The following is a 25,003-nucleotide window of genomic DNA, read 5'->3' as shown; positions in this document are numbered from 1 at the left end:
GGGCGGGCCCCGAACCGGCCCCTCGACCAGGCGTTTATGACTACCACGGTTTCGGACCCCCTACCCGCGCCCCGGCTCGGGACCACGGAAATCGCCCAGCAGATCGCTAGCGGCCAGGTGTCGTCGCGCGAGGCGGTAGAGGCGTGCCTCCACCGTATCGACCAAATCAACCCGCGGCTGAACGCCATCGCCCAGCCACGCGGCCAACAAGCCCTCCGCGACGCCGACGCCGCCGACCAGCAGCTTGCCAGCGGCGGCCCGGTCGGCCCGCTGCACGGCGTCCCGATCACGATCAAGGACTGCTACGAGCTCGCCGGCAGCCAGACCACGCTCGGCATCCCGGGCTACAGCCACGGCCCAGACGCGACCGACTCGCCGCTGGTGAAGCGGCTCAAGGCGGCCGGCGCGGTAGTCCTCGGCAAAACCAACATCCCGCAGGGGATGCTGCTGCACGAGTGCGAGAATCCGGTGTTCGGCCGCACCCTGCACCCCGATGACGACCAGCGGTCTCCGGGCGGTTCGAGCGGTGGCGAGGCGGCTGCGGTCGCCGCCGGCATGAGCATGCTGGGCCTCGCCAGCGACCTCGGCGGCAGCACGCGTCAGCCGGCCCACTGCTGCGGCCTGGTGGGCTTCAAGCCGACTAGCGGCCGTCTCACCATCCGCGGCTCCCAGCGTTCGATGCCGGGACTGCGGGCCCTGGTCATCCAGCCCGGCCCGATCTGCCGCACTACCGGCGACGCCGACCTGGCGATGCGGGTGCTGCTCGACCCAACGGCCGCGCCCAAGCAGCCCGATGAGCGGCCGGTCGCCTGGCCGGACTACCGGCAGGTCGACCTGGCCGGCCTGCGGATCGCTTACTGGACCGACAACGGCGTCGCTCCGCCTTGCGTGGCGATCGCCCGCGCGGTCGAGCAGGCGGCCAAGCGGCTGACGGAACTCGGGGCCGAAGTGATCGCCACGCCGGCGCCCAACCCGGATGAGATGATGCGGACCTACTTCGGGCTGATCTCGGCCGACGGGCTGCGTTCTTTCGGCCGGTTGTTGCAGGGCAGGGAGAAGACGGATCAAATCGCCCGCCAGGTGCGGCTCGGCAAGCTGCCGCGCGGGGCGCGGGCCTTCCTGGCGCCGCTGCTCGACCTGGCAGGCCAGCCGGCGTTGGCCAAGCTGCTGCGGCTGTCGGGCCCGCGGAGCGTCGACCAGTACTGGCAGCTAACCGTTGCGGCCGACGCCTACAAGCAGCAGTTCTGGAAGACTCTCGACCAGGCCTTCGGCGGGCGGCCGGTCGACGCGGTCCTGGCGCCGCCGCACTCGCTGCCTGCCCTGCGTCACGGCTCCGCGCTGCACCTGCTGCTAGAAGGCTCCCACTGCTACCTGGCGAACCTGCTGGACGCGCCCGCGGGCGTCGTGCCGGCGGGCCGGGTCACCGCCGAGGACGAGCGGGCCGAGCTCGCCAAGCCGCACAGCCGCTGGGCGGTCGAGGGCCGGCTGCGGCGTCAAAACGCCCTGGGGAGCGCCGGCCTGCCAATCGGCGTGCAGGTGATGGCCCGCCCCTGGCGGGACGACGTCGCGCTGGCAGTGATGAACCGGCTCGAGCAGCCGCTAGCTTCTTAGCGCACTAATCATTCATCGCCTGGCCCCAGGCGGTCAGCACCAGCCGACGCCCCCCACCGTGGTTGCGGTGCTCGCAGAGATAGACCCCCTGCCATGTCCCTAGCGCCGGCCGGCCTGCGGTAATAGGCACGGTGACGCTGCTGCCGGTCAGTGAGCTCTTCACATGGGCCGGCATGTCGTCGGGCCCCTCGCAGGTGTGGACGTACGGCAGGTTCTCGGAGGCGATCCTTGAGAGGGCCATCTCCATATCGACGCGGACGTCCGGGTCGGCGTTCTCGTTGAGCGTCAGCGAGGCCGAAGTGTGCTGGATGAAGACCGTTAGCATCCCGACCTCCATGTCCGCCAACTCTGGCAGCGAGTCCATGATCTCACTGGTAATTAGGTGGCACCCCCGGCGGCGGGGTCGCAGCTGAATGGTCCGTTGAATCCACTGCATGGGTGCTCCCCTGGGTGCTCTTTTGACGGGCGTCGCTCGTCCTAAAACAGGCCTCGGCGTGAGTCGAAAAACGGAGCCGTGGCGACCGACGCAACTCGTTCGGATAACCTCACCAGACGGGCTTACCTCGGTCAAGTCACCGTATGCCGCAAGGTTTCGCGCAGGAGGCTGTCAAGCGGGGTGGATTCCCGGGAATTGTGCCTTGAAAAAACTTGACTTTACGATCTGGCCAGTAATAATCGGCTACTCGATTCGGGCGACTAAGGATTGACACCGGACCCAGGGCATGATTTCGCCCCCACGCGGTCCAAATACATACCCCACCAGTTACGCCCCGCCGGCCGGAAGCAGTCGCTTGGAGTAGAACCTCCCAGCACCCAGCTTCTGGAGACCCGGCAACTGTAACGGATTGCGTGATAAACCGAACCCATTAGCTTGCCGAAGTGTCTGTACGTACGCAGCCATCGGCCTAAAAGAGAAAGATATATCAAGCCATGCCCGATCCAACGCTCAAGAACGTATTCGAGGCGATCCTTAAGTACGGCCACGACGAAGACTTCGTGCCGCGCAAGGACGAAGAGTTCATCCCGACGACGGCCCCGGCCGGTTCGGACGAGAAGCTCGAGATCCTGGCCGAGCGGATCCGTCAGGGCCACCCGCTGTGGCACTCGGAAGACCGCGCCGACTACTCCGGCTTGACCGGTGTTGTCCGCCCCCGCGACTGATGTCGATCAGTGGCAGAAACCACGAAAAAGCCCCGCGGCATTCCGCGGGGCTTTTTTCGTGCGCAGCTCGCACTGTCGCCCCTGTGGGCCGAGGCGGCCGCACCTTGGCCAGGCCTCCTATCGACTCTGCTGCAATAGGGCGTCAGGGCCCAGGCGAACCTTTGGCCTGCGGTTGATCGTGCAGCTATAATCCGGCCGCAAGTCCTCGCCTGACACTCTCCTACCGGGGTAGATCATGACGACGATGAGATTCGCGGCGATCTGCGGCACACTCTCCTTCTTGATGGGCTGCTCGCTGCTCAGTCCGCGCATCTCGACCTCGCGAGCCGATGAGCCGCCGAGCTGGCTCCACGGATCGGGCGACGACCTCGAAGTAGTTCTACGCGGCGAGGTGTTCGAACCCGATGGCTCGCCAGCCGAGGGGGTCTCGGTGGACGGTTCTTTGCGGTCGCATGGCAAGAGCACTCTGGTCCGAGCCGAGTGCGAAGGCCACCACTTCGCGGCGCGTCTGCCGGTCAATCGCACCTCGTGGTATTCGATGCAGTTTCGCGTCGCTTCGAAGAGCGGGGCGGTTGGGTACGTGAAGATGACGCCCGATTCCCTCCGGCAGGCCGCCATCGACGGCAAGCGGGTGACGCTGGCCAGGCCCACGCGTCGCGTGGCGGTCACGGTCGAGCACGCCGGATCGCCAGTGGCGGGCGCGCAGGTTCGCGCCGACCTGGGGTACAACGTCGAACTCCACACGGTTACGGACGCAGACGGGGTCGCCTGCTTCGACCTCCTGCCGGACCAGAAGCTGAGTTCCTTCACCGCCTGGACCGACGATCGCCGCGTCGGCGGCTACCAATTCGGACGCAAGCCGACGAGGAATGCCGACGAGGATTCGCACGTGGTCGAGCTGTTCGACTGCCGCGACCTCACGATCCGCTTTGTCGACGGCGAAGGGAACCCGGTCGAGGGAGTCGCCTTCGAGTTCCAGGTCGCCACTCCCGCGCCCAACTACAACTACCTTGGTCTGGTCGAGCCGCGGGTGCTGACGACCGACGAGCAGGGGGAAGCGTTCTACCGCTGGCAGCCCGATTGGGAGCAGTACCACTACTACCCCGAAATCGTGGAAGGAACGGGGTGGATCCTCGCTGGCAGTAATTCGGACCACGAGGAGTCAGAGGGCGCTATCGTCTACCGGGTGAAACCGGCGGCCGAGCGGCATACGGTTGCCGGCCGCGTGGAACCGCCCGCCGGCGTCGAAGCCGGGGGCTTCTTCGTTCAGGTCCGATCGTTTCAGGGAGAGCAGGAAGGCTTCTCGGATCACTTGAGCGCGATTGCCGATAGCCAGGGCGCCTTCTCGGTAGACGTGCTGCCGGGCGCGACCTACTGCGCGTGCGTCAACGACGCGGGCTACACCGGCAAGATGATCGACCTCGTCCCCTACGAGCCCGCCACCGACTGCGCGACCGAGATCGTGCTGCCGGTGGTTGCGGGCGAGGAGCTGAGCTTCTCGGTCACCCGGGGGCCGCAGAGGGTTCCGTACGAGGGGGTTGGTATCTCTGTGCGAGAGACCTATCGGTACACATGGTGGGAGGATGACGAGAAGCAGAGTGGGACCGGTAGTCGGGACCGGTGGCTCACCACCGACGAGTCGGGTCGCGCCGTGACGCGGGTTCTGCCCGGCGAGATCAAAGCGCGAGTCATCGAGCCGCTGTGGCAGGTCGGCGAGAGGATTGAAGTCAAGCAGGGTGAGCCCGCCCACCTGTCGCTCCACCGCGAGCGGGAGACTTTAACGCCCGTCGCCGGGCGGCTGGTCCTCGCCGGGGGCGCCGAGGGGGAACTCGCCGGCGCCCAGGTGCGGTTCGGCGCCGTGGACGGGGCGTACGACCACACCGGTTCGACCACCGCCAGCCACGAGGGAACCTTCGAATTTGAAACGCTTGGCGAGCAGCTCGGCGTGTTCGCCGTGTCCGCCGACCAGAAATTGGCCGGCGCCACATTTGCCAAGAGGATTGACGAGCCGTTGCAGGTCGAGATGAAGCCGACCAGGGAGTTTCGCGGCCGGTTGCTCGACGGCGACGACACGCCTCGGCAGGGGTACTCGGTGTGGGCAGTCGTCCGCGTCGAAGGCGATGAAGACTACGATGGGCGATTCGTGAAGAGCACCGAAGCGGCGAGGTACCAAACGGTCACCAACGACCGCGGCGAGTTTGTGTTCGAGCACCTGCCGACCGAGATCGAGATCGCTCTCGAGAGTGACAACCTGCCCGAAGACGAAGACCCAACCGCCTACCTTGGCGAAGTCTACCTGACGCAGAACGAGACGCGCCCCCCGGCCGTCTACCACCTTGAACGCCGCGCCGCCGCGCCGACCAAGCCCCTGGCCGAACGCTTCGCCGAGAGCCTGCGCGACGCGCGTATTTCTGATTGCCATTTCATGGCGATCGCCTGCGGTGAAGCCGACCATCTGGCAAACTTCATGCAGCTCCACTTCACCAACTACGAAAAGAACCCAGTCGTGTCGCGGTACATCCAGTGCCCGATCTACCTGCAAGCCGACGGGCAGGGCGCCCGCCTGCTGGAGGAGCGCGGCTGGGCGGCGCCCGAGGGCGACGCCGTGCACGCCTGGGCGCTCGACGGCGACGGCAACCTGCTGGGCGAGCTGAAGGTCGACGCGGCCAAGGACGACGCCGGCGCCGCCGCGGACGCATTTGTCGCCGCGCACGCGCCCGAAGCGCCCGACGCCGAGGAGAAGTGGCGCCACGCCTTGGCCGATGCCGCGGCCACCGACCGCCAGGTCTGGGCGCGGGTCAGCGGCAGGTACTGCGGACCCTGCTTCATGCTCTCGCGTTGGATCGACGACCAGTGTGAGCTGCTCGAGAAGGACTACGTGTTTGTGAAGGTCGACCGCGTGACCGACACACACGGCCCCCAGATCGCCAAGCTGGTGACCAATGGAAAGTCGTACGGGATCCCCTTCCACGCGATCTTCTCGCCCGACGGCAAGCGGCTCGAAGAGAGCATCGGCCCGCTGGGCAACATCGGCTACCCCAGCACCCACGAAGGGAAGCTCCAACTCCGCAAGATGCTCGACGCGACCCGCATTCGCCTAACCGACGAGGAGGTTGACCAGTTGATCGAGAGCCTCTGACGCAGTCCGCGGGGCGGCGGCGCGGGGTCACACTGCCTCGCCGACGATCCGTCCCTCCTCGACCCGCCCGGCGGTCACCCGAACGAACGCGCCGACCGGGCCCCCCGACAGCACCACCGGCGCGTACCGGCACGACGTGCCGATCTGCCCGCCTGCTGCTTCGAGCCCCGACTCGACCAGCACCCGCAGTTCGCGGCCCCGCAGGCTGGCGAAGTACGCGTCGCGCAACTGGTGCTCGACCCGCGTCAGCTCGTGCACGCGGGCCTTCTTCACGTCGCCCGGCAGCTGCCCCGGCATGGTCGCGGCGGGCGTGCCGCGGCGGGCGCTGAACGGGAAGACGTGGATCTTGGAGAAGCCGGCCTGGCGGCAGACGTCGATCGTCTCGGCGAACTCGGCGTCGGTCTCGCCGGGGAAGCCGACGATCACGTCGGTGGTGATGGCGGGCTGGGCGAGCCGCTCGCGGAGCATGCCGCAGCGGTCGACAAACCGCTGGGCTCCCCACCGCCGCCGCATCCGCCGCAGCACGCTGTCCGAGCCCGACTGCATCGAGATGTGCAGGTGCGGCGCGACTTTTTCTGGGTGCGCCGCCATGACGTCGATCAGCTCGCGGGTGGTCTCGGTCGCCTCGATGCTAGAGAGCCGCAAGCGGAAGTCGCCCTCGAGATTGGCGAGCCGGTCGACCAGGTGGGCCAGACGGGTCCACTTGTCCTTGGGGAGGTCGCGGTTCCAGTCGACCCCGTAGTGGCCAAGGTGGATGCCGGTCAGCACGACCTCGCGGTAGCCGTTGTCGACCAGCCGCCGCACCTCGTCGACGATGTGCTCGGCCGGGCGGCTGGTGAGCTTCGGCCGCACGTGGGGGATGATGCAGAAGCTGCACCGCAGCAGGCAGCCGTCCTGAACCTTGACGTACGCGCGGGTCCGCTGCCCGAAGCCCGACACGCCGGTCGGCACGTCGGTGACGCCGAAGCGGCCCAGCAGGTCGCCCAGCTCACGCTTGTCGGTCAGCACCTGGGTGACGTTGGGCAGCGCGGCGACTTCCTCCGGCGCACGGGTGGCGTAGCAGCCCATCACCACGATCTTCGACGCCGGGTTGTCCCGCGCCAGTCGGCGGATGACCTGCCGGCTCTTCGAGTCGCCCTCGCCGGTCACCGTGCAGGTGTTGACGATGCACAGGTCGGCCTGCTCGCCCTCGCCCGCGTCGCGGTAGCCGATGGTGGCCAGCCCCTCGCGGACGTACTCGGTTTCGTACTGGTTGACCTTGCAGCCGAGGGTGTGGGTGCGGAGGAGCATTGCGGATTGGAGATTGGGGATTTCGGATTGCGGACTACTTGTTTCGGGACGTGTTGATCGAGGCCACGATCATCGCCAACAACTCATCTGCTTCCGAGAGCAGCGGGGCCACGAGCTCTTCTTTCACCAAGTCAGAATCGACAAGCAGCTCGATCCAGTAAATCGACTCATCACACTCTTCTTCGCAGATGCCGAGCTTCGCACGAAACTCTGCCGCCGACCTTGCCCGGCAAGCCCCGCGGTAGTTGGCGCCAACCGACGTGCCCGACCGGAGCAACTGGTTGCCGATCACACGGCTCACGCGGTCGTCGCCGAGACTCTGCACCAGCCGGATCACTCGCAGCCCGAACGCCTTGGTGCGCTGCTTGAATTCGTCCTGCTTCGACATCTCGTCCCTCAGCCCGCGCGGCCGTGATTTAGAGCAATCCGCAATCTGCAATCCGAGATCCGCAATCAGCTCACTTCCTCGATCGTCGCCTTCATCGATCCCTTGCAGTTCTTGATGTACAGGTCGGTACCGAAGGCGTGCACCTGGTCGCGTTTGAGTTCGGCGTGCTCCTTGGTGGTGGTGATGACGATCGCGCGGCCGTGCTTGTCGACGGTCTCGGCGAGCTTCAGGCACTGCTGGTCGGAGTAGCCGAACAGGTCCTTCATCATCTTCTCGACGTACTCGTAGGTGTGGTCGTCGCTGTCCCACAGCACGACGTTGTACTTCGGGATCGGCGGGCGGTCCTCTTCCTTCTGCGGGGCGGGCTTGGGGGCGACCACAACCCCGGCGCCTGGGTCCTCGACTCCTGGGTCGTTGCGGCCGGGGTCGTCGGGGGCGGTGTCATCATCCATGGGCTCACCCTAGGGGGTGTACGGTGGTGGCGGTCTAAATGCGACAGTATATTGAACCGTTTCGCCGCCGGCCATGTGCCGGCGCCAGTACAGCTCCCCCTCACTCCTGCTCTCCGCCGAGATATATGGGCAAGATTGCCGACTACCTAGATTCGCAGCAGGCCGCCCGCGAGGAGCGACTCTTCGAGCTGCTCCGCATCCCCAGCGTCAGCGCCGACCCCGCCCACAAGGACGATGTCGCCCAGGCCGCCCAGTGGGTCGCCGACCGCATCCGCGGGATGGGCCTCGAGCCGGAGGTGATCCCCACCAACGGCCACCCGCTGGTCTACGCCGAGACGCCCCCTGTCGCCGGCGCGCCGACCGTGCTGGTCTACGGCCACTACGACGTGCAGCCGCCCGACCCGCTGGACGAGTGGATCACCCCGCCGTTCGAGCCAACGGTCCGCGACGGCAACGTCTACGCCCGCGGCGCCACCGACGACAAGGGGCAGATGCTCACCCATCTCGAGGGCGCCGCCGCCGTGCTGGCGACCGAGGGCAAGCTGCCGCTGCAGCTGAAGTTCTTGATCGAGGGCGAAGAGGAGGTCGGCAGCGAGAACATCGGGCCGTTTATCGAGAACAACAAGGACCGCCTGGCGTGCGACTGCGTCGTGATCAGCGACAGCGGCCAGTTCGCCCCCGGGTTGCCGGCCATCACCTACGGCCTCCGCGGCATCGCCTACTACGAGATCTTCCTGACCGGCCCGAAGCAGGACCTGCACTCCGGCAGCTTCGGCGGCGCGGTCACCAACCCGGTCAACACACTGGCCAAGCTGCTCGGCTCGCTGACGGACGACCAGGGCCGCATCCAGATCCCCGGCTTCTACGACGACGTCGTGCCGCTCGAGCAGCGCGAACGCGACGAGTTCGCCGGGCTGCCGTTCGACGAAGCGCGGTTCATGAAGCAGCTCGCCGTCGACGGCCTGTCGGGCGAGGAGGGCTACACCACGCTCGAACGCCGCTGGGCCCGCCCAACCTGCGACGTCAACGGCATCTGGGGCGGCTACCAGGGCGCCGGAGCCAAGACCGTGCTGCCCGCCCGGGCGGGCGCCAAGGTCAGCTTCCGCCTGGTCCCCAACCAGCACCCCAAAGACATCTACCAGGCGCTCAAGCAGCACCTCGAGTCGCAGCTCCCGCCCGGCATCAAGCTCGAATTGGTCGACCACCACGGCGGGGCGGGGGTCAAGTTCCCGCTCGACAGCCCGTACATGGCCGCCGCGTCCAAGGCGATCGAGCAGGGCTTCGGCACGAAGCCGGTCTTCATCCGCGAAGGGGGCTCGATCCCGATCGTCGACGATTTCGCCCGCAAGCTCGACGCCGACGTGCTGCTCTTGGGCTGGGGCCTGGACGACGACAACACGCACAGCCCGAACGAGAAGTTCTGCCTGGCCGACTTCCACCGCGGCGTGCGGTCAAGCGCAGCACTCTGGCTAGAGATGGCGTCCGCGAGTTAAACTCGCCTCACGGAACGCCGGTTGAGCACGGGCGACACAGACACGAGCGGCACGAACACGAGCGGCACGGAGCAGGGACCACAGCGAGCGGGCGTCGAGGTCGCTCCCTGCAGGCTTCATGTTGGGGCAAACAACATCAAGCACACGATCAAGCGGTTGGAAAAAAGATGCTGGATAAGCGCTACATCACCGAGAACCCCGAGCTGGTTCAGGAAAACTGCAACATCCGCGGCGTCAAGGCAGACGTGGGCCGCTTCGTGCAGCTCGACAGCGAACGCAAGACCCTGATGCAGCAGGTCGAGGAGCTCTCGCGCCAGGCCAACGAGGTCAGCAAGTCGATTGGCAAGGCCAAGGACAACGACGAGCGCGAGGCCCGCAAGGAAGAGGGCCGCAAGCTGCGTGAAGAGAAGGACGAGCTGCAGAAGCAGATCGACCGCATCAGCGCGGAGGCCGACGCCATCCACCGCGCGATGCCCAACCTGACGCACGCCGACTCGCCCCGCGGCGGCGAGGACGCCAGCCGCGAGATCCGCCGCGGCGATCTCGAGGTCCGGCAGCCGAGCTTCCCCGTGCTCGACCATGTCGAGCTCGGCGAGCAGCACGACCTGATCGACTTCGAGGGGGGCTCGCACGTCGCCGGCCAGGGCTTCTACTACCTCCGCAACGAGGCCGTGCTGCTGGAGCTCGCGCTGCAGCGTTACGCGATCGATATCCTGATGAAGGAAGGCTTCACGCCGACCATCACGCCCGACCTCGCGCGGGGCGACGTGCTGCAGGGGGTCGGCTTCATCCCCCGCGGCCCCGAGACCCAGATCTACAGCATCGAGAACTTCGACCTCAACCTGGTGGCCACCGCCGAGATCACGCTGGGCGGCCTGTACGCCGGCAAGGTGCTCGACGAAGAGGACCTGCCGATCAAGCTGTGCGGCATCAGCCACTGCTACCGCACCGAGGCGGGCGCCGCCGGCCGCGCGTCGCGCGGCCTGTACCGCGTGCACCAGTTCACCAAGGTCGAGATGTTCGCCTTCACCACGCCGGAGCAGAGCGAGGACACGCTCAACATGTTCTGCGACCTGGAGTGCGAGATCTTCAACGGCCTCGGCCTGCCGTTCCGCGTCTTGGACATTGCGACCGGCGACCTCGGGGGCCCCGCGTACCGCAAGTTCGACCTCGAGGCCTGGATGCCGGGCCGCGGCGACCACGGCGAGTTCGGCGAGGTCACCAGCACCTCGAACTGCACCGACTACCAGTCCCGCCGGCTCAACATCCGCTACCGCAAGAAGGGCGAGAAGGGGACCAACTTCGTCCACACGCTCAACGGCACCGCGGTGGCGATCAGCCGCGCCATCATCGCCATCCTCGAAAACTGCCAGCAGCCCGACGGCTCGATCCTGATCCCCGAGGCCCTACGGCCGTACGTCGGCAAGGACCGGATTGGTTCGTCGTCGGATGAGGATGACGAATAGTCTCCTGGTTTAATTCCTAAACTAAGCGCCGGGAGCGAATCGCTGTGACCGATCAGTGCGATTCCATCGTGCAACGATCGATGGGCAGCGAGTTCGCCCGGCTGCACTCGCGGATTCAGGAGCAATACGGGATCACTAGCGTTTCCCAATCCGCGTTCATCGGGCGTGGAGTCATGGAGGAGGTGTGGCACGGGCGGTGGTATACCGTGCCGTTCCTTTTCCTTGGCGCCACGCGGCGCATTCTGTTCCCAGAGACCGGCAGAGGGATTCCGTTTGAGATCCGCAACTATGCGTATCTCGACGACCTCGGACGCGAGACCGTCACCTGGAAACGCGTGTTTGAGTTCCCCCGCCGCACGCGTGATTTCGATGAGTATTTCGTCTACAGCGAGCGGCAAGGCGGTCCCGTACTCTACGCCGGCACCCACCAGCACCTCTCGGTTGATCTCGTATTCGAGGCGGCTACCGATGGCTCGCTGGTCGTGACGACAACACGGCAGCAAGTCCACGTGGGTCCGTTCAGCATCCCCTTCCCTAGGTTCTTTTCGGGGGATGCCTGGGTCCGTGAATCGTTTGACGAAGAGCGACAATGCTTCTTGGTCGATGTCGCGATTTCCAATCGTTTTTGGGGTCGTATCCTGGGGTACAGAGGCTGGTTTCGACTCGAGCGTGTGAGTTGCAGTCTAGAAGACATTCCTGACGGCGTTCATCCGATCCGAGTTGTAGGACGCCACTAGGATGCCCTCGCCGCCGACGCAACCACGCCGCATCGCGGTCGTCGGCTCGACTTGCAGCGGCAAGAGCACGCTCGCGCGGCAGTTGGCCGCGGTCATTGGCGGTCAGCGCATCGAGCTCGACGCCCTGCACTGGCTGCCCGACTGGCAGGAGCAACCGACCGACGAGTTCCGCGAGTCGGTCCGCCAGCAAGTCGCCGCCGACTGCTGGGTCTCTGACGGCAACTACAGCAAGGCCCGCGACCTGGTGTGGGGCCGCGCGACCGACGTCGTGTGGCTCGACCACTCGTTCCCGACCGTGGCCGCCCGGGCGCTCTGCCGGACCACGCGGCGGGTGATTACCCGCGAGCCGCTCTACGCCGACAACCGCGAGACCTTCGCCAAGTCGTTCCTGTCGACCGACTCGATCCTGGTCTGGCTAGCGAGAACGTTCCGCCAGAACCGCCGGCAGTACGCCGCGCTGATGGACTCCGACGAGTGGCCCGCGGTGACCTTCACCCGACTGCACAAGCAGGCCGAGGTACACGCGTTCGTCAGTGAATTAAAATCAATCGTGTAGCACCGACTTGCGTGCGCACCTCGCGCAGCCTGCTCTCAGAATCCATTCGCACGATTGTCGGTGGGCGCAGCCCAAGAGGTCTTGCCGGACGGAGCATCGCTTGCGGCTCGATTGCCTCTTGTCGCAGGCGACACCGACATTCGCCCGATTGAGCCCTCGCGCTGACCTGCCGTCCCCCGGGCGAAGGTCGCTGCTACCCAAGATGACCTGGCGCCCCAATCCGGGGTAGCACCGATTTTCGTTCGCAGGAAGCTCCGCCAGCACGAAAACCACCGTCGAACGAACATCGGTGGCCGCAGCCCAAGTGGCATTGCCAGACCCGGCATCGCTTGCGGCTCGATCGCCTCTTGTCGCAAGCAACACCGACTATCGCCCGAATGAGCCAATACGCCGGCCTGCCTTTCGCCGGGCGAAAGTCGCTGCCACACGGGGGTCGTGATTGACCTGTTTTCCGGCTGAAATAGGCCTAGACGTCGGGTAAAATCAGTGAGCCACGAGCTCGAAATCCCTAGCCTTTCCGAACCGACCTTCGATCCCACTCGAAAGGCTCTCAACAAAGCCGAGACAAAACCCCCTGGGGCCGCACCCGACCCAAACCGTAAGGTGTTTTCATGAAATCACTTACGTTCACCGCAGCCCGGGTATGGCCTGAGTTTTGTCCCCTCCAATCGATATTTCGGACAAAACCCGAGAACGCAGGCCCCCAACCGCTAGCATTTTGCCCACGTTGACCCCCATCCGGCAGCCGAGTATTCTACTGGGCTACGCCAGACTGATCGGCCCGGTCTGGGGCGTTTAACTTCTTACTCGGCCGGACTTTACTAACGCCGGACGCCCGCTGCGGTTTTCCCCATGGGGAGCGTGCCGCCCGGGACTTAGCCGGTGTGCCATTTTTCAGGAGCTGTGTTTTGTCGACCCTCGTCAAAGAGCTAGTTGAGGCAGGCGTCCACTTCGGTCACCGTTCGAGCCGGTGGAACCCGAAGATGCGGCCGTACATTTACGCCCGCAAGAACACGATTCACATCATCGACGTCCGCGAGACGATCCGCGGCCTGCTGCGTGCCAAGAAGTACTTGTCGGACGTCGCGGCGCGTGGCAGCCTGATCTTGTGGGTCGGCACCAAGCGTCAGGCGGCCGAGAGCGTCGAGCGCGAGGCCAGCCGCTGTGGCATGCCGTTTGTCGCGGAGCGTTGGCTCGGCGGCACGCTGACCAACTTCCGCACGATCCGCGACCGGCTGTCGCGTCTGGAAGAGCTCGAGGGCATCCGCCAGTCGGACGCGCTCAACTCGTACTCGAAGAAGGCCCAGGCGTCGCTGAACCGCGAGTACAAGAAGATGTACCGCAACCTCAACGGCATGCGGACCATGAACCGCCTGCCGGAGTGCATGGTGGTGATCGACCCGAAGAAGGAAAAGAACGCGGTCAAAGAAGCCCGCAAGCTGGGCATCGCCGTGGTGGCGTTGATCGACACCGACTGCGACCCCGACACGGTCGACCTGCCGATCCCGGGCAACGACGACTCGATGCGTTCGATCGAGATGATCACGAAGATCCTGGCCGACGCGATCGCGTCGGGCAAGGTCCAGCAGGCCACGCAGCAGCAGGCGGCGTCCGAGGGTTCGGACAAGCCGGCGGCCGCTGAGTCCCAGAATGGGGCCCCGGCCGAAGCAGTCGCCGCGGGCGAGTCCACCGAGGGCTAACCGCTCTGGGACCGGCCCCGCATCTGACACAACATCCGACGCCACGACAACAGGCGGCGTCACGGCTGACACTCTACACCGACTCTACAGGAGCAACCCCATGGCAGAGATCACTGCCGCATTGGTTAAGGAGCTGCGGGAACAGACCCAGCTCCCGATGATGAAGTGCAAGAAGGCGCTGGTCGAATCCGGCGGCGACATGGAGGCCGCCAAGAAGGCGCTCCGTGAGGAGGGCGCCAAGTTCATCGACGGCCGCGGCGACCGCACCACCGAGGAGGGCCGCATCGCGCTGTACACCTCGGACACGGCGGGCGCGATCATCGAGCTGCAGGTCGAGTCGGCCCCTGTGGCCGGCAACGACGAGGTGGTGCAGCTGGCCAAGGACCTGGCCGAGCAGCTCGCCACCGGCCCCGGCGCCGCGACCCCCGAGGAGCTGTGGGAGCAGCCCTGCCCCAGCAAGTCGGGCCAGACCCTCAAGGAAGTGCGCGACGAGATCGTCAACAAGATCCGCGAGGTGTTCCGGGTGCCCCGCATCCACCGCGTCGACGGCGCGTGCGGCGGCTACGTCCACCACGACGGCAAGACCGGCGTGCTGCTCGAGGCCGAAGGGGGCGACGAGGCCCTGGCCAAGAACATCGGCATGCAGATCGTCGCGATGAAGCCGGCCGCGGCCACCAAGGCCGAGATGGACCCCGCGATGGTCAAGGCCGAGGAGGACATCCAGAAGGAGCGGGCCCGCGCCGAGGGCAAGCCCGAGGAGATCATCGAGAAGATGATTGTCGGCCGGATGAAGAACTTCTACGCCGAGCACGTGCTGGAAGAGCAGCCCTACATCCACGACGACAAGCAGACCGTCGGGGCCGTGGCCAAGGCGGGCGGCATGAAGATCAAGGGCTTCACGCTCTGGAAGGTCGGCGAGACGCCCACCAACGCCTAGCCGCGACGCCAAGAAACGACCAAGCCCCGGAGTTCGCTCCGGGGCTTTTTTGTGTCACAATGGGCCCGACCCCACTGCCCCGCCGCACTTCACTCAACGATCGCCCATGTCCTCGCCTTACAATCGCGTCCTGCTGAAACTCTCCGGCGAGTCCTTCGCCCCCGCCGGCCAGCGTGGCATCAGCATGGAGGAGGTGGTCGACATCGCTTCGCAGACGATCAAGGCGCAGAAGCTGGGCGTGCAGATCGGCATCGTCATCGGCGGCGGCAACATCCTCCGCGGCGCGCAGTTCACCGCCGGGGCGCGCAGCATCCAGGAGGCCACGGGCCACTACATGGGCATGCTGGCCACGGTGATCAACGGGCTGGCGCTGCAGGACGCGCTCGAGTCGCTCGGCGCCGAGACCCGCCTGATGAGCGCCATCAAGATGGACGGCGTCGCCGAGCCGTACATCCGCCGCCGCGCCAAGCGGCACATGGAGAAGGGCCGCATCGTGATCTTCGCCGCCGGCACCGGCGCGCCGTTTGTCACGACCGACACCGCCGCCGCCCAGAAGGCGCTCGAGCTCGAGTGCAACATCCTCATGAAGGCGACCCGCGTCGACGGCGTCTACAGCGACGACCCCGAGACCAACCCCCACGCGGTGCTGTACAACCACCTCACCTTTGGCCAGGTGCGCGAGAAGAACCTCCGCGTGATGGACTCGACCGCCATCGCCCACTGCATGGAACACGACCTGCCGATCCTGGTGTTCAACTACCGGACCGACGGCAACATCGAGCGGGCCGTCCGCGGCGAGACCCTCGGCACCCGCGTCGACAGCACGCCGATGACCCCCGCCTAGGGAATCGGGCGCTAGGCCGGACGGCCTTTTCACCAACACTCAACTCCAAGACCTCCGCTAGCAACATGAGCGTAGAAGAAACCCTCCTGGACGCTGAAGAACGTATGGAGAAGGCCGTCGGCCGCCTCAAGGGCGACCTGGCAGGCATCCGTACCGGCCGCGCGAACCCCGGCATGGTCGACTCGCTCAAAGTCGAGGTCTACGGCTCGCCCACGCCGGTCAAGCAGATCGCCAGCGTCAGCGCGCCCGAGCCGCAGCAGCTAGTGATCCGGCCGTTCGACCCCGGCACGATCAAGGACATCGAGAAGGGCATCATCGCCAGCGACCTGGGCCTCGCCCCGCAGTCCGACGGCAAGGTGATCCGCCTGAACATCCCCGCGCTCTCGGGCGAGGTCCGCAAGAAGATGGTCGCTCGCACCAAGGACCTGGCCGAGGAGTCGAAGGTCAGCATCCGCAACGTCCGCCGCGACGCCAACAAGGCGCTCGACCAGCTCGAGAAGGACAAGGAGCTCAGCGAGGACGAGTGCAAGACCTACAAGGACGACGTCCAGGAGCTGACCAACAAATACGAGGGGCAGGTCACCGAGCTCGCCAAGACCAAGGAAGCCGAAGTGCTGGACGAATGATCGCCCGGCCCCTGGAGTGGCCATCGCTGCGCCGGACGCAAGCATGAACCTCGATCAGTTTGTCGCAACCGCCATAGGGCAGGACAACTCCGGGGAGTTGGCTCCTGACGCAACCGCAGCGCAGCGCTTGCTCATCGATTTCAATCGATCGATCGACCAACTTGTTGACCGGCACGGCCTCGAAGCCATCGGAAAAACGCTTTGGTTTGCGTATGGGTGCGTGGGCGACGTTGCACATGACGCATTGCAGCCGGCAGGCGAGAGCGGGTACGGCGATTTTTACGCGTCACTGATCGATCTGTACGAGCTTGGTTTCGCAAATTACTGCGAAGACGCCGCTCACCATTCCCACCGCGCAGCCAATAGCTTTGCAACGGCGTGCTACATGCTCTGGGATATGGATGGGGGCTTGGAGCACCTAACGCTTCATGCACGCCCCGAACTGTTCCCATACGCTGAAGTGCTATTTGACTTCGGACTCTCACACCGACACGCGGCGGTCCAAGAATCGTTCCTCCATGGCCTGGGGCATCTTCACGGACAGAAAACCTCGTTCGTCGAGGACAAGATCTCACAATTCCTCCTGCGCACCGATACAACGCGCGAGCTTCGCCAGTATGCTCAGGAATGCTCGACTGGTCTGATCCTCTAGGCAGTGCGTGTTCCTCCGGTAAGGTGGCGTGTGCTAGCACGCCCAAACTCTTCTCTTGCCCCCAATCCCGCGGGCGCGTTAATCTTCCTGCCCCGATACCCAAGGAGCGTGCGCACCCGCAGCGCGACGCCCAACGCCTGTTGACCCGGTTTATGGAGAAACCGTCATGGCCCGCATGGAAGCCGAACACGACCCCCACACCGCCCACGACCCACGCGTCGTCCGCTCTCGCCGGTTGGTGATGGCGGTTATTACCACCGCGGTGATCGGCGGCGCGATCGCCGTCCGCACGCTCAGCACCAACACGGCCGAGGCCCAGGCGCCGAGCCGTCAGGCGACGCCCAGCGAGCCGCAGAAGCCGCTCCGCGCCCCCGAGCCGCAGCACGACGTCATGGCCATCGTCAACGGCCAGGACGTCAGCCGCCCGGCGCTCGCCCAGGCGTGCGTCGAGCGTTACGGCGAGGACGTGCTCGAGGCGCTCGTCAACAAGCGGCTGATCGAGCACCACTGCAAGAACCGCGGCGTCACGATCACCAACCAGGAGATCGAGGCCGAGATCGACCGCATGGCAAAGCGTTTCAAGCTGGGCCGCGAGCAGTGGCTCGGCCTGCTGCAGGACGAGCGGGGCGTAAAGCCCGAGGAGTACAAACGCGACATCCTGTGGCCGACCATCGCCCTGCGTAAGCTGGCCGCCAAGGACCTGGTGGTCGCCGACGCAGAGATCAAGAAGGCCTACGAGAGCCGCTACGGCGCCGCCGTGCAGGTCCGCCTGATTGTGGTCGAGGACCAGCAGCGGGCCAAGGCCCTGCAGCGTCAGCTGTCGGCCAACCCCAACGACTTCGCCCGCCTGGCGATGCAGGAGAGCGTGGACGTCAACAGCGCGTCGATCGGCGGTTTGATCCAGCCGATCCGGCCGTACATCGGCGAGCCGACAGTCGAGCGGGCGGCGTTCGCGCTGCAGCCCGGCCAGGTGTCGCAGGTGCTGCCGGTCGGCGAGCAGTTCGCGCTCCTGAAGTGCGAGAGCCACCTGCCACCCCGCAAGGTTTCGATGGAAGCGATCAGGTCCGAGCTCGAGGAGGGGATCCGCGAAGAGAAGCTCCGCGGCGTCGCCTCGAACCTGTTCGAGAAGCTGCAGAACGCGGCCACAATCAAGAACGTTTACAACGACCCGCAGCTCAGCCAGTCCATGCCCGGCGTCGTGGCGACCGTCAACGGCGAGTCGATCACGATGCTCGAACTCGGCAAGGAGTGCCTGGCCCGCCACGGCGAGGAGGTGCTCGACGGGCACGTCTCGCGGATGCTGCTGGAGCAGGAGCTCAAGAAGCTGAATGTCACGGTCAGCAACGACGACCTCCGCGGCGAGATGTCGCACGCCGCGCAGCTCGCCGGCGTCGTCGGCCCCAGCGGGCAGCCCGACCTGGCGAAGTGGGCCAAGGTTGCCCCCGAGGAGCAGGGCGTCAGCTACGAGGTCTACGTGCGTGACTCGGTGTGGCCGTCGGCCGCGCTCAAGAAGCTAACCCGCGACAAGGTGCAGGTCACTCAGGAAGACATGGAAAAGGGCTTCGAGGCCAACTTCGGCGAACGGGTCCGCGTCCGGGCGATCGTGCTCGGCGAGATGCGTCGCGCCCAGGAGGTCTGGGAGAAGGCCCGCGGCAACGCGTCGATGGACTTCTTCGGCGACCTCGCCGAGGAGTACTCGATCGAGCCGACCAGCCGCGCCCTGCGGGGCGAGGTGCCGCCGCTGCGGAAGTTCGGCGGGCAGCCCCAGCTGGAGCAGGTCGCGTTTGAGCTGGCCGAGGGCGAGCTGTCGGGCATCGTGCAGGTGGGCGACAAGTTCGTGATCCTCAAGTCGGAGGGACGCACCGAGCCGGTGGAGGTCACCCCCGACGAAGTCAAGGACACGCTGTACCCGGACTTGTACGAGAAGAAGCTGCGGATCGCCATGGCCGAGCGCTACGAAGAGATCCGCAAGTCGGCCCGGATCGACAACTACCTAGCCGGCACCAGCCAGGCGCCACCGGCGCAGCGGTCCGCAGAGGCCCGGCGCGACACGAATGTCCGCCAGACCGGCGCCGTGCGGTAGCCGCGGAGACGCATAACCTCCCCCTCAAACCCGGCCCTCCAGGGCCGGGTTTTTTTATCGCCACAGCGGCGACAACCGTACCATGGAAGACGGGCCACTCTGGTCGGCTGATTGACGTCAGGCAGTGAGGGGACAGATGAACACGCAGAGCAGGGGGTTGATCGCACTGGTGTGCGGAACGGCAATAGCCACGGCTGCGCCGCTGCTCGGGGCGGGCGGTCGCCCCGACATCGAGCCGCGGCTCGCTGCCGGCGAGCTTGAGTCCGCCGAAGAAGTGCTGGCGGAACACCTGCGTGGCGAGCCGGACGACGACCTCGCGCGGTTTCAATTGGGTACCGTGCAGTTCCTGCGGGCCGTGGAACGGCTCAGCCAAACCGGGGTCCGCTACGGCGTCCGCACCGAGGCTGGCTGGCTGCCCTTCCTGCGGGTAGGGGCCGCGGCGGGCGGCAATCGGGAAGCGCAACTAGTCCGGTACGAGGACCTGCGCACGATGGTCGAACGATTCCAGTCCGACATCCAAACTGCGGAGGCGACGCTCGCCGAGATTGACGACGAAGACCTGCACTGGGATCTCAACTTCGACCAGGTTGGCATCGACGCGGACGGGGACGGCCACATTGCGGAAGCGGAACACCTGAACGTCATCTTCGGCACGCTGATGAACCGGCGGCAGCCACGCAACCAGGAGGAGCCGCTGGTGGTGGGCTTCGACTCGGCGGACGTCTACTGGATGCGCGGCTACTGCCACGCGGTCATGGCGCTGGCGGACGCGGTGCTGGCGTACGACCACCACGAGCTGTTCGAGAACACCGCCCACGCCTTCTTTTTGAACCCGGACACCGAGTTCGCGAGGGAGCAGTCCGAACGCAAGCCACGGCGTCGGCGCGGGATGTTCGAGTTTGAGAACGCTTCGGACTTTATCGCGGCCATCCACCTGATGGACTTCAAGCTCCGCGAACCCGCGCGGATGCGCGACTGCCAGCGGCGGCTGCTGAAGATGGTCGCCCTCAGTCGCGACAGCTGGCGGCTCATCCAGGCGGAGGACGACGACCACCTCGAGTGGATCCCCAATGCCAACCAAGAAAGCGTCATCGCTAACCTGAGTGTCTCGCCCGACCGGATCATCGCCTGGCACAACTTCCTCGATGAGGCCGAGGCGATCCTCGGCGGCGACAAGCTCGTTCCGTTCTGGCGGCGGGGCTTCAAGGACGGAGTGAATCTCCACCGCGTGCTGACCGATCCGCGCGACTTCGACCTGGTGCTGTGGGTGCAAGGCTCCGCCGCCCTGCCCTACCTCGAGCCGGGCAAGCTGAGCAGCAAGCGATCTTGGAGCGAGTTGCAGCAGGTGTTCCGGGGGAATTTCATCGGGTTCGCGCTGTGGGTCAACTGATCGAAGGAGCAACTGAAGTTGGACGACACGACCACCCCCGCCACGCCGCTGGGCGCCTGCTGCCTGAACTGCGCGACGCCGCTCACACGCCGCCAGCCGTCGCTCGACGCCTGCCCGCAGTGCGGCGGCGAGTTCAACTGGCAGGATGAAGGTTCCTGGTCGGACAGCTACTGGGGCACCCGGGCGTTCAAGCGGCAGCTGGGGGCCGCCGGTGCGGTGCTGACGTGCGTTTTCGCGGTCGGGGCGGTCGAGTCCGGCTCGCTGTCGTGGGTGATCGCGTTCGTGCTGGCAGGGCTCATAACCGGAAAATTGGCTCACGCCAGCCTCCGGTAACCCGTTTAGGGCCCGAGCGGCGGCCGCCGCTCTTGCCCGGATCAGGATTTCTGCTATGCTTACTCGACTACCCAAGGTGTGAGACCTTCCGGCCCCCCACCTAAGATATTGGCCGGTTGTGTTCATTCAAATTCGACGTAAGCGTCTTCCCAGGCAGTCTGGCCCCAGTCAACTCCCCTGTTGACTGGGCTTTTCCATTCGGCCAAGCCGCCAGCCCCTCAACTCGGGGCCGGCCCAGGGATTCTTGCTATCGAGGGCGATTGATTTTCTTGCCCCTAACGGCCTCCGCCGCTTCGAGCGTTTGAAGCTCGACGCGGCGTCGAATGCTTGCTGTCGTGTGACACAAGACGCAGGCCGTCCTTAGCACTGCCCCACCACAGTGGGGTCCCGCCGCTAGAGCTGCGCACCGGGTTCGCCCGACGCGCTCGCCCGGCCTCACGAAAGTAGTACTGTAGATGGATTTTTCCGAACTCGGCCTGGCCGACGCGTTCCTCCAAGCGACCGACCTGTTGGGCTACGCCACCGCCACGCCGATCCAGGCCAAGGCGATCCCGGTCGTGCTGCAGGGCGGCGACCTGATCGGCTGCGCCCAGACCGGCACCGGCAAGACTGCCGCGTTTACGCTCCCGACGCTTCAGCGGCTGCTGGAGAGCATGCCGCCGCGTCCCCCCAAGCAAACCATTGACGGCAAGCGGCAGAAGCCGCGCCGCCAGCCCCGCCCCCTGCGTGCATTGGTGCTGTCGCCGACCCGTGAGCTGGCCGCCCAGATCGGCGCCAGCTTCGACAAGTACGGCAAGTTCACCCCGCTGCGTCAGACTGTCATCTTCGGCGGCGTGTCGCAGTACCATCAGGTGAAGGCCCTGCAGAACGGCGTCGACACGCTGGTCGCCACGCCGGGCCGCCTGCTCGACCTCAAGGACCAGGGGCACATCGATCTATCGCAGGTCGAGATCCTGATCTTCGACGAGGCCGACCAGATGCTCGACATGGGCTTCCTGCCCGCGCTCAAGCGGATTGTCGCCGCGGTGCCCAGTAAGCGTCAGACGCTGATGTTCTCGGCGACCATGCCGAACGAGATCCGCGAGCTGGCCCAGCAGTGGCTCACCAGGCCCGACTCGATCGAGATCGGCGCCGTGTCCAAGCCGGCCGACAAAGTTACCCAGTCGGTTCACATGGTTGACAAGAAGAAGAAGCACCACCTGCTGGCCCACTTCCTCAAGGCGACCCGCCGCGACCGCACGCTGGTCTTCAGCCGCACGAAGCACGGGGCCGACAAGATCGTCAAGCACCTGGAACGCGAAGGCCTGAAGGCCGCCGCCATCCACGGCAACAAGAGCCAGAACGCCCGCAGTCGGGCGCTCGCCCAGTTCAAGGGCAAGAACCCGCCGGTGCTGGTCGCGACCGACATCGCCGCCCGGGGCCTGGACATCTCGGGCGTGTCGCACGTGATCAACTACGACCTGCCCGAAACGGCCGAGACCTACGTGCACCGCATCGGACGCACCGCCCGGGCGGGCGCCGAGGGTGCGGCGGTTTCGTTCTGTGCCGGCGACGAGCACGGCCTGCTCAAGCAGATCGAGCGGCTGGTGAAGCGTTCCATCCCGGTTGAGGCCACGGTCCCCGGCTTCGAGCCGACCGACCCCATCAGCCACGGCACCGGCTACAAGCGTTCCGGTGGCCAGGGCGGTCAGGGCGGTGGCGGCAAGCCACGCTCGGGTCAGGGCGGCCGCCCCAGTGGCAAGGGCTACGGCAAGTCACGCAGCTACGGCAAGAGCCGCCCGAACGGCAGCACAGGCGGCGGCAGTGGAGCCGGCCACAGCGGAGGCGAGTCCGCTGCCGGCGAACGTCGCTCCGGCCAGAAGCAGCGTCGCCGCCGTCGCGGCGTTGGCAGCGCCGCCGGCCAGCGGCCCAGCCGCCCCGCCGCGTCGTAGTACGCAGCCCTTACATTGCAATTGCTCCAACCGCGGGCGGCCTCTTGGCCGCCCGCGGTTTTTTTATTGTCTGCGAGGAGGTCGGCGCCGTGCGTTCCGCAGGCACGCGGCATGCGTCCGCGCCGGGCTCTGTCTTCTTGCGTCGTAAGATTTGCCGATCCACACATGCCTCGGGCTTCTTGCCCGCCCTGCATTGCCTGCGCTATCGACGCTGTAGCGACTTGGAGCACTCCCTCGTGGAGTACGGCCGGCAATACTTCACAGCAGACCAGACATCGCGATCGCGTCTTCGCTAAGTCCTCCTATTGCGATCGACCTGATGAGAAATCGGTTGCAAATCTCCCCCCAACGCATTAGGCTCGTGGCAACCCGCAGTTTTGCGGCTAAGTGCGTCGCTGCAAATGCTCGCCAAAACCTGCGGTCCTTGCCGCCAACTTGGAGTCCTTCACCGTCTTACCGCGGACGATTCGGCTCACGCACTGGGGCAGCCCAACCTAATGAACGACGTTCTCCCATCCACTGCCCCTGCCTACTCTTCGCCTGATCTAAGGGGCGCTGGGTTGCGGATCGGCTTTATCAGCCTCGCCGACCCTTCCGACCCAAACGCCATCAGTGGAATGCCCTTCCACGCCGCGTCTGCGCTCGCAGCAACCGGCGCGGAGGTCGTTCCGCTGACGCCCGGAGGTCGCTTCAGCGATAAGCCGGCCAAGCAGACGTTAGCGTTCCTGCCAAGGGCTATCCGCAAGAACCCTCAGATCCGTAATCTCCGCAACGCGGTCCGCGACCGGCTAAAATCAGCAATTGAGCAAGTCCAGGCCGCGCAGGCCTACGACAGGCTGATCGGCATCGCGGAGTCGATGAGCGCGGACATCGGCCGCCAACTCGACTCCTTAGACCGTCCGCTCGATGCGTTGTTTGGCGTATGTATCAGCTCGCCGCTGTACGCACTGAAAACCGATCTGCCGATCGTCTACTTTTCTGACGCCACCGCGCGGCTGGTGGCCACTACCTACGCCAAATGGACGCGGATGCCCGAAACCAAGAAGCAGGGTTTCGAGGAGATCGAAAGCGTTGCGCTCTCGCGTACGGCGGCCGGCCTCTTCGCGTCACAATGCACACTCGACTCAGCGATAAATGACTACGGGCTGTCGCCCGACAGAGCACACCTGCTGCCCCTAGGCTCAACGGTCGTGCCCGACGCCTACGACACGATCCATATCGACCTCCCGTCACGCGAGCGACTCGAACTCATCATCGTCGCCGCTGACCCAATCCGGAAGCGTTTGGACCTGTGCGTCGAGATCACCCGAGAGCTTGCCGCCCGCGGCTGGAACGTGACGCTCCATTCGATCGGCGGTCACACCCGCGCGGCCCTCAGTTGCGAACGCGTGCGTGTTCACGGCTTTCTCTCGATGGGCGATCCAATCGACCGCGATATCCACAAGACGCTGCTGCGTCGAAGTCATTTCATGCTGCTGCCGTCTACCGGGGAGATGTTTGGAATAGCGCCCGGTGAAGCCGCCCACTTCGGTAGACCCTCGCTGGTCAGCGCCGTGGGAGGACTGCCGACCGCGGTGCAGCACGGAAAGACCGGGCTCTGCCTGCCCGTGGACGCTTCCGCGAAACAATACGCCGACGAGATCGAGCGACTCGCGGATAACCCCGACCAGTACCGGGCCATGTCCGAGGCCGCACTCGAGCGCGCCCGGACCACACTTAACTGGCCTGCATTTGGACGCCGCGCCATCGAGGTGATTAGGGATGTGGTCGAGAACCAAGCCGAGCGCCGTCCGCGTGTGTGCGTGGGCGCGGAATGAACTGGCCAGCACAAGGTTGGCTATTCCGGCAGCCCCTTCAACTCGAACAAGGGCCGCACCTCGACCGTGCCTTTCTTGGCGGGCGGGATGCTCGCCGCGAACGCCAGGGCGTCTTCCATGGTTGGCATGTCGACGATGTAGAAGCCGCCGAGCTGCTCGGTGGTTTCGGCGAACGGCCCATCGGTGAGGTGGCGTTTGCCGTCGCGGACGCGGACGCTCGTGGCGGTCGCCACCGGGTGCAGCGGGCTAGCGTCGACGAACTGGCCCTGCTCGGCCAGCACGCGGCACAGCGCGGCCGACTCGCTCATGCAGGCAGAACGCTCTTCTTCGGTCCACGCGGCTTCGTCGCCGTACACCAGTAGCATAAACCTCATGGTCGCCTCTCCTGTAAAGCTCG

The 25,003-nt window shown here is 65.8% G+C and carries 22 protein-coding genes; 17 read left to right on the top strand and 5 right to left on the bottom strand.

Going from position 1 to position 25,003, the window contains the following annotated elements; translation table 11 throughout:
• The first annotated feature begins 36 nt into the window (after positions 1 to 36).
• Positions 37 to 1,611: an amidase gene (locus Pla123a_RS16255; RefSeq protein WP_197528041.1), complete on the top strand. Its 1,575-nt coding sequence runs from the start codon at positions 37 to 39 to the stop codon at positions 1,609 to 1,611.
• Positions 1,612 to 1,615: 4 nt separating this feature from the next.
• Here the strand turns inward: Pla123a_RS16255 and Pla123a_RS16250 are convergent, their stop codons facing one another.
• Positions 1,616 to 2,047: a secondary thiamine-phosphate synthase enzyme YjbQ gene (locus Pla123a_RS16250; protein WP_146588861.1), complete on the bottom strand. Its 432-nt coding sequence runs from the start codon at positions 2,045 to 2,047 to the stop codon at positions 1,616 to 1,618.
• Between the two features lie 494 nt (positions 2,048 to 2,541).
• Here Pla123a_RS16250 and Pla123a_RS16245 point away from each other — a divergent pair, with 494 nt between their 5' ends.
• Both Pla123a_RS16245 and Pla123a_RS16240 read left to right on the top strand, forming a co-directional pair.
• Positions 2,542 to 2,772, top strand: a complete 231-nt coding sequence (locus Pla123a_RS16245; RefSeq protein WP_146588858.1) for a hypothetical protein — start codon at positions 2,542 to 2,544, stop codon at positions 2,770 to 2,772.
• A 235-nt stretch (positions 2,773 to 3,007) separates the two neighbouring features.
• Entirely contained in the window at positions 3,008 to 5,911 is a 2,904-nt protein-coding gene (locus tag Pla123a_RS16240) for a thioredoxin family protein (protein ID WP_146588856.1), read from the top strand.
• A 27-nt stretch (positions 5,912 to 5,938) separates the two neighbouring features.
• Here Pla123a_RS16240 and mtaB read toward each other — a convergent pair whose 3' ends face one another.
• The 3 genes from mtaB to Pla123a_RS16225 form a co-directional block, all read right to left on the bottom strand.
• Positions 5,939 to 7,201: a tRNA (N(6)-L-threonylcarbamoyladenosine(37)-C(2))-methylthiotransferase MtaB gene (gene mtaB / locus Pla123a_RS16235; RefSeq protein WP_146588854.1), complete on the bottom strand. Its 1,263-nt coding sequence runs from the start codon at positions 7,199 to 7,201 to the stop codon at positions 5,939 to 5,941.
• 34 nt (positions 7,202 to 7,235) lie between these two features.
• Positions 7,236 to 7,589 carry a four helix bundle protein gene (locus Pla123a_RS16230; protein WP_146588852.1) on the bottom strand — a complete coding sequence of 118 codons (354 nt, stop codon included), beginning with the start codon at positions 7,587 to 7,589 and terminating at the stop codon, positions 7,236 to 7,238.
• 65 nt (positions 7,590 to 7,654) lie between these two features.
• On the bottom strand, positions 7,655 to 8,041 hold the full coding sequence (locus Pla123a_RS16225; RefSeq protein ID WP_146588850.1) for an ATP-dependent Clp protease adaptor ClpS: 387 nt from the start codon (positions 8,039 to 8,041) through the stop codon (positions 7,655 to 7,657).
• Between the two features lie 125 nt (positions 8,042 to 8,166).
• Here Pla123a_RS16225 and Pla123a_RS16220 point away from each other — a divergent pair, with 125 nt between their 5' ends.
• The 14 genes from Pla123a_RS16220 to Pla123a_RS16155 all read left to right on the top strand — a co-directional run bounded on the left by Pla123a_RS16220 (position 8,167) and on the right by Pla123a_RS16155 (position 24,606).
• Complete coding sequence (locus Pla123a_RS16220) at positions 8,167 to 9,534, top strand: dipeptidase (protein ID WP_146588848.1); 1,368 nt, start codon at positions 8,167 to 8,169, stop codon at positions 9,532 to 9,534.
• Positions 9,535 to 9,701: 167 nt separating this feature from the next.
• The gene (serS, locus tag Pla123a_RS16215; protein ID WP_146588846.1) at positions 9,702 to 11,000 is read left to right on the top strand and encodes a serine--tRNA ligase; all 1,299 of its coding nucleotides are present in this window, start codon (positions 9,702 to 9,704) and stop codon (positions 10,998 to 11,000) included.
• 44 nt (positions 11,001 to 11,044) lie between these two features.
• Positions 11,045 to 11,737, top strand: a complete 693-nt coding sequence (locus Pla123a_RS16210) for a DUF4166 domain-containing protein (protein WP_146588844.1) — start codon at positions 11,045 to 11,047, stop codon at positions 11,735 to 11,737.
• A 1-nt stretch (position 11,738) separates the two neighbouring features.
• Positions 11,739 to 12,293 carry an adenylate kinase gene (locus Pla123a_RS16205; RefSeq protein WP_146588842.1) on the top strand — a complete coding sequence of 185 codons (555 nt, stop codon included), beginning with the start codon at positions 11,739 to 11,741 and terminating at the stop codon, positions 12,291 to 12,293.
• A 908-nt stretch (positions 12,294 to 13,201) separates the two neighbouring features.
• On the top strand, positions 13,202 to 13,993 hold the full coding sequence (gene rpsB / locus Pla123a_RS16200; protein WP_231956515.1) for a 30S ribosomal protein S2: 792 nt from the start codon (positions 13,202 to 13,204) through the stop codon (positions 13,991 to 13,993).
• A 100-nt stretch (positions 13,994 to 14,093) separates the two neighbouring features.
• Positions 14,094 to 14,930 (top strand): translation elongation factor Ts, encoded by an 837-nt coding sequence (gene tsf, locus Pla123a_RS16195; protein WP_146588837.1) that lies wholly within the window; start codon positions 14,094 to 14,096, stop codon positions 14,928 to 14,930.
• Positions 14,931 to 15,036: 106 nt separating this feature from the next.
• On the top strand, positions 15,037 to 15,774 hold the full coding sequence (gene pyrH / locus Pla123a_RS16190) for a UMP kinase (protein WP_146588836.1): 738 nt from the start codon (positions 15,037 to 15,039) through the stop codon (positions 15,772 to 15,774).
• A gap of 65 nt (positions 15,775 to 15,839) precedes the next feature.
• On the top strand, positions 15,840 to 16,400 hold the full coding sequence (frr, locus tag Pla123a_RS16185) for a ribosome recycling factor (protein WP_146588834.1): 561 nt from the start codon (positions 15,840 to 15,842) through the stop codon (positions 16,398 to 16,400).
• Between the two features lie 43 nt (positions 16,401 to 16,443).
• Complete coding sequence (locus tag Pla123a_RS16180) at positions 16,444 to 17,052, top strand: hypothetical protein (RefSeq protein ID WP_146588832.1); 609 nt, start codon at positions 16,444 to 16,446, stop codon at positions 17,050 to 17,052.
• Positions 17,053 to 17,218: 166 nt separating this feature from the next.
• On the top strand, positions 17,219 to 19,135 hold the full coding sequence (locus Pla123a_RS16175) for a peptidylprolyl isomerase (protein WP_146588830.1): 1,917 nt from the start codon (positions 17,219 to 17,221) through the stop codon (positions 19,133 to 19,135).
• A 136-nt stretch (positions 19,136 to 19,271) separates the two neighbouring features.
• Positions 19,272 to 20,525 (top strand): hypothetical protein, encoded by a 1,254-nt coding sequence (locus Pla123a_RS16170; protein WP_146588827.1) that lies wholly within the window; start codon positions 19,272 to 19,274, stop codon positions 20,523 to 20,525.
• An 18-nt stretch (positions 20,526 to 20,543) separates the two neighbouring features.
• The gene (locus Pla123a_RS16165) at positions 20,544 to 20,858 is read left to right on the top strand and encodes a hypothetical protein (protein WP_146588826.1); all 315 of its coding nucleotides are present in this window, start codon (positions 20,544 to 20,546) and stop codon (positions 20,856 to 20,858) included.
• Between the two features lie 455 nt (positions 20,859 to 21,313).
• Positions 21,314 to 22,789 carry a DEAD/DEAH box helicase gene (locus Pla123a_RS16160; RefSeq protein WP_197528040.1) on the top strand — a complete coding sequence of 492 codons (1,476 nt, stop codon included), beginning with the start codon at positions 21,314 to 21,316 and terminating at the stop codon, positions 22,787 to 22,789.
• 497 nt (positions 22,790 to 23,286) lie between these two features.
• Positions 23,287 to 24,606, top strand: a complete 1,320-nt coding sequence (locus tag Pla123a_RS16155; protein ID WP_231956514.1) for a glycosyltransferase family 4 protein — start codon at positions 23,287 to 23,289, stop codon at positions 24,604 to 24,606.
• A 20-nt stretch (positions 24,607 to 24,626) separates the two neighbouring features.
• Here Pla123a_RS16155 and Pla123a_RS16150 read toward each other — a convergent pair whose 3' ends face one another.
• A complete protein-coding gene (locus Pla123a_RS16150) occupies positions 24,627 to 24,980 on the bottom strand; it encodes a YciI family protein (protein WP_146588822.1) in 354 nt (117 codons plus the stop codon).
• Positions 24,981 to 25,003 lie beyond the last annotated feature (23 nt).

The organism is Posidoniimonas polymericola (genome assembly GCF_007859935.1).
In the GTDB taxonomy this organism is placed as follows: Bacteria; Planctomycetota; Planctomycetia; order Pirellulales; family Lacipirellulaceae; genus Posidoniimonas; species Posidoniimonas polymericola.
The sequence above is the reverse complement of the archived record's forward strand: the minus strand, read 5'-3'. Positions and strand labels throughout refer to the sequence as shown.

Excerpts from the sequence above, each read along its gene's own strand:
- Pla123a_RS16255 (WP_197528041.1), top strand. The coding sequence starts at position 37 with ATGACTACCACGGTTTCGGACCCCCTACCCGCGCCCCGGCTCGGGACC.
- Pla123a_RS16250 (WP_146588861.1), bottom strand. The coding sequence starts at position 2,047 with ATGCAGTGGATTCAACGGACCATTCAGCTGCGACCCCGCCGCCGGGGG.
- Pla123a_RS16245 (WP_146588858.1), top strand. The coding sequence starts at position 2,542 with ATGCCCGATCCAACGCTCAAGAACGTATTCGAGGCGATCCTTAAGTAC.
- Pla123a_RS16240 (WP_146588856.1), top strand. The coding sequence starts at position 3,008 with ATGACGACGATGAGATTCGCGGCGATCTGCGGCACACTCTCCTTCTTG.
- mtaB (WP_146588854.1), bottom strand. The coding sequence starts at position 7,201 with ATGCTCCTCCGCACCCACACCCTCGGCTGCAAGGTCAACCAGTACGAA.
- Pla123a_RS16230 (WP_146588852.1), bottom strand. The coding sequence starts at position 7,589 with ATGTCGAAGCAGGACGAATTCAAGCAGCGCACCAAGGCGTTCGGGCTG.
- Pla123a_RS16225 (WP_146588850.1), bottom strand. The coding sequence starts at position 8,041 with ATGGATGATGACACCGCCCCCGACGACCCCGGCCGCAACGACCCAGGA.
- Pla123a_RS16220 (WP_146588848.1), top strand. The coding sequence starts at position 8,167 with ATGGGCAAGATTGCCGACTACCTAGATTCGCAGCAGGCCGCCCGCGAG.
- serS (WP_146588846.1), top strand. The coding sequence starts at position 9,702 with ATGCTGGATAAGCGCTACATCACCGAGAACCCCGAGCTGGTTCAGGAA.
- Pla123a_RS16205 (WP_146588842.1), top strand. The coding sequence starts at position 11,739 with ATGCCCTCGCCGCCGACGCAACCACGCCGCATCGCGGTCGTCGGCTCG.
- tsf (WP_146588837.1), top strand. The coding sequence starts at position 14,094 with ATGGCAGAGATCACTGCCGCATTGGTTAAGGAGCTGCGGGAACAGACC.
- pyrH (WP_146588836.1), top strand. The coding sequence starts at position 15,037 with ATGTCCTCGCCTTACAATCGCGTCCTGCTGAAACTCTCCGGCGAGTCC.
- frr (WP_146588834.1), top strand. The coding sequence starts at position 15,840 with ATGAGCGTAGAAGAAACCCTCCTGGACGCTGAAGAACGTATGGAGAAG.
- Pla123a_RS16180 (WP_146588832.1), top strand. The coding sequence starts at position 16,444 with ATGAACCTCGATCAGTTTGTCGCAACCGCCATAGGGCAGGACAACTCC.
- Pla123a_RS16175 (WP_146588830.1), top strand. The coding sequence starts at position 17,219 with ATGGCCCGCATGGAAGCCGAACACGACCCCCACACCGCCCACGACCCA.
- Pla123a_RS16170 (WP_146588827.1), top strand. The coding sequence starts at position 19,272 with ATGAACACGCAGAGCAGGGGGTTGATCGCACTGGTGTGCGGAACGGCA.
- Pla123a_RS16160 (WP_197528040.1), top strand. The coding sequence starts at position 21,314 with ATGGATTTTTCCGAACTCGGCCTGGCCGACGCGTTCCTCCAAGCGACC.
- Pla123a_RS16155 (WP_231956514.1), top strand. The coding sequence starts at position 23,287 with ATGAACGACGTTCTCCCATCCACTGCCCCTGCCTACTCTTCGCCTGAT.
- Pla123a_RS16150 (WP_146588822.1), bottom strand. The coding sequence starts at position 24,980 with ATGAGGTTTATGCTACTGGTGTACGGCGACGAAGCCGCGTGGACCGAA.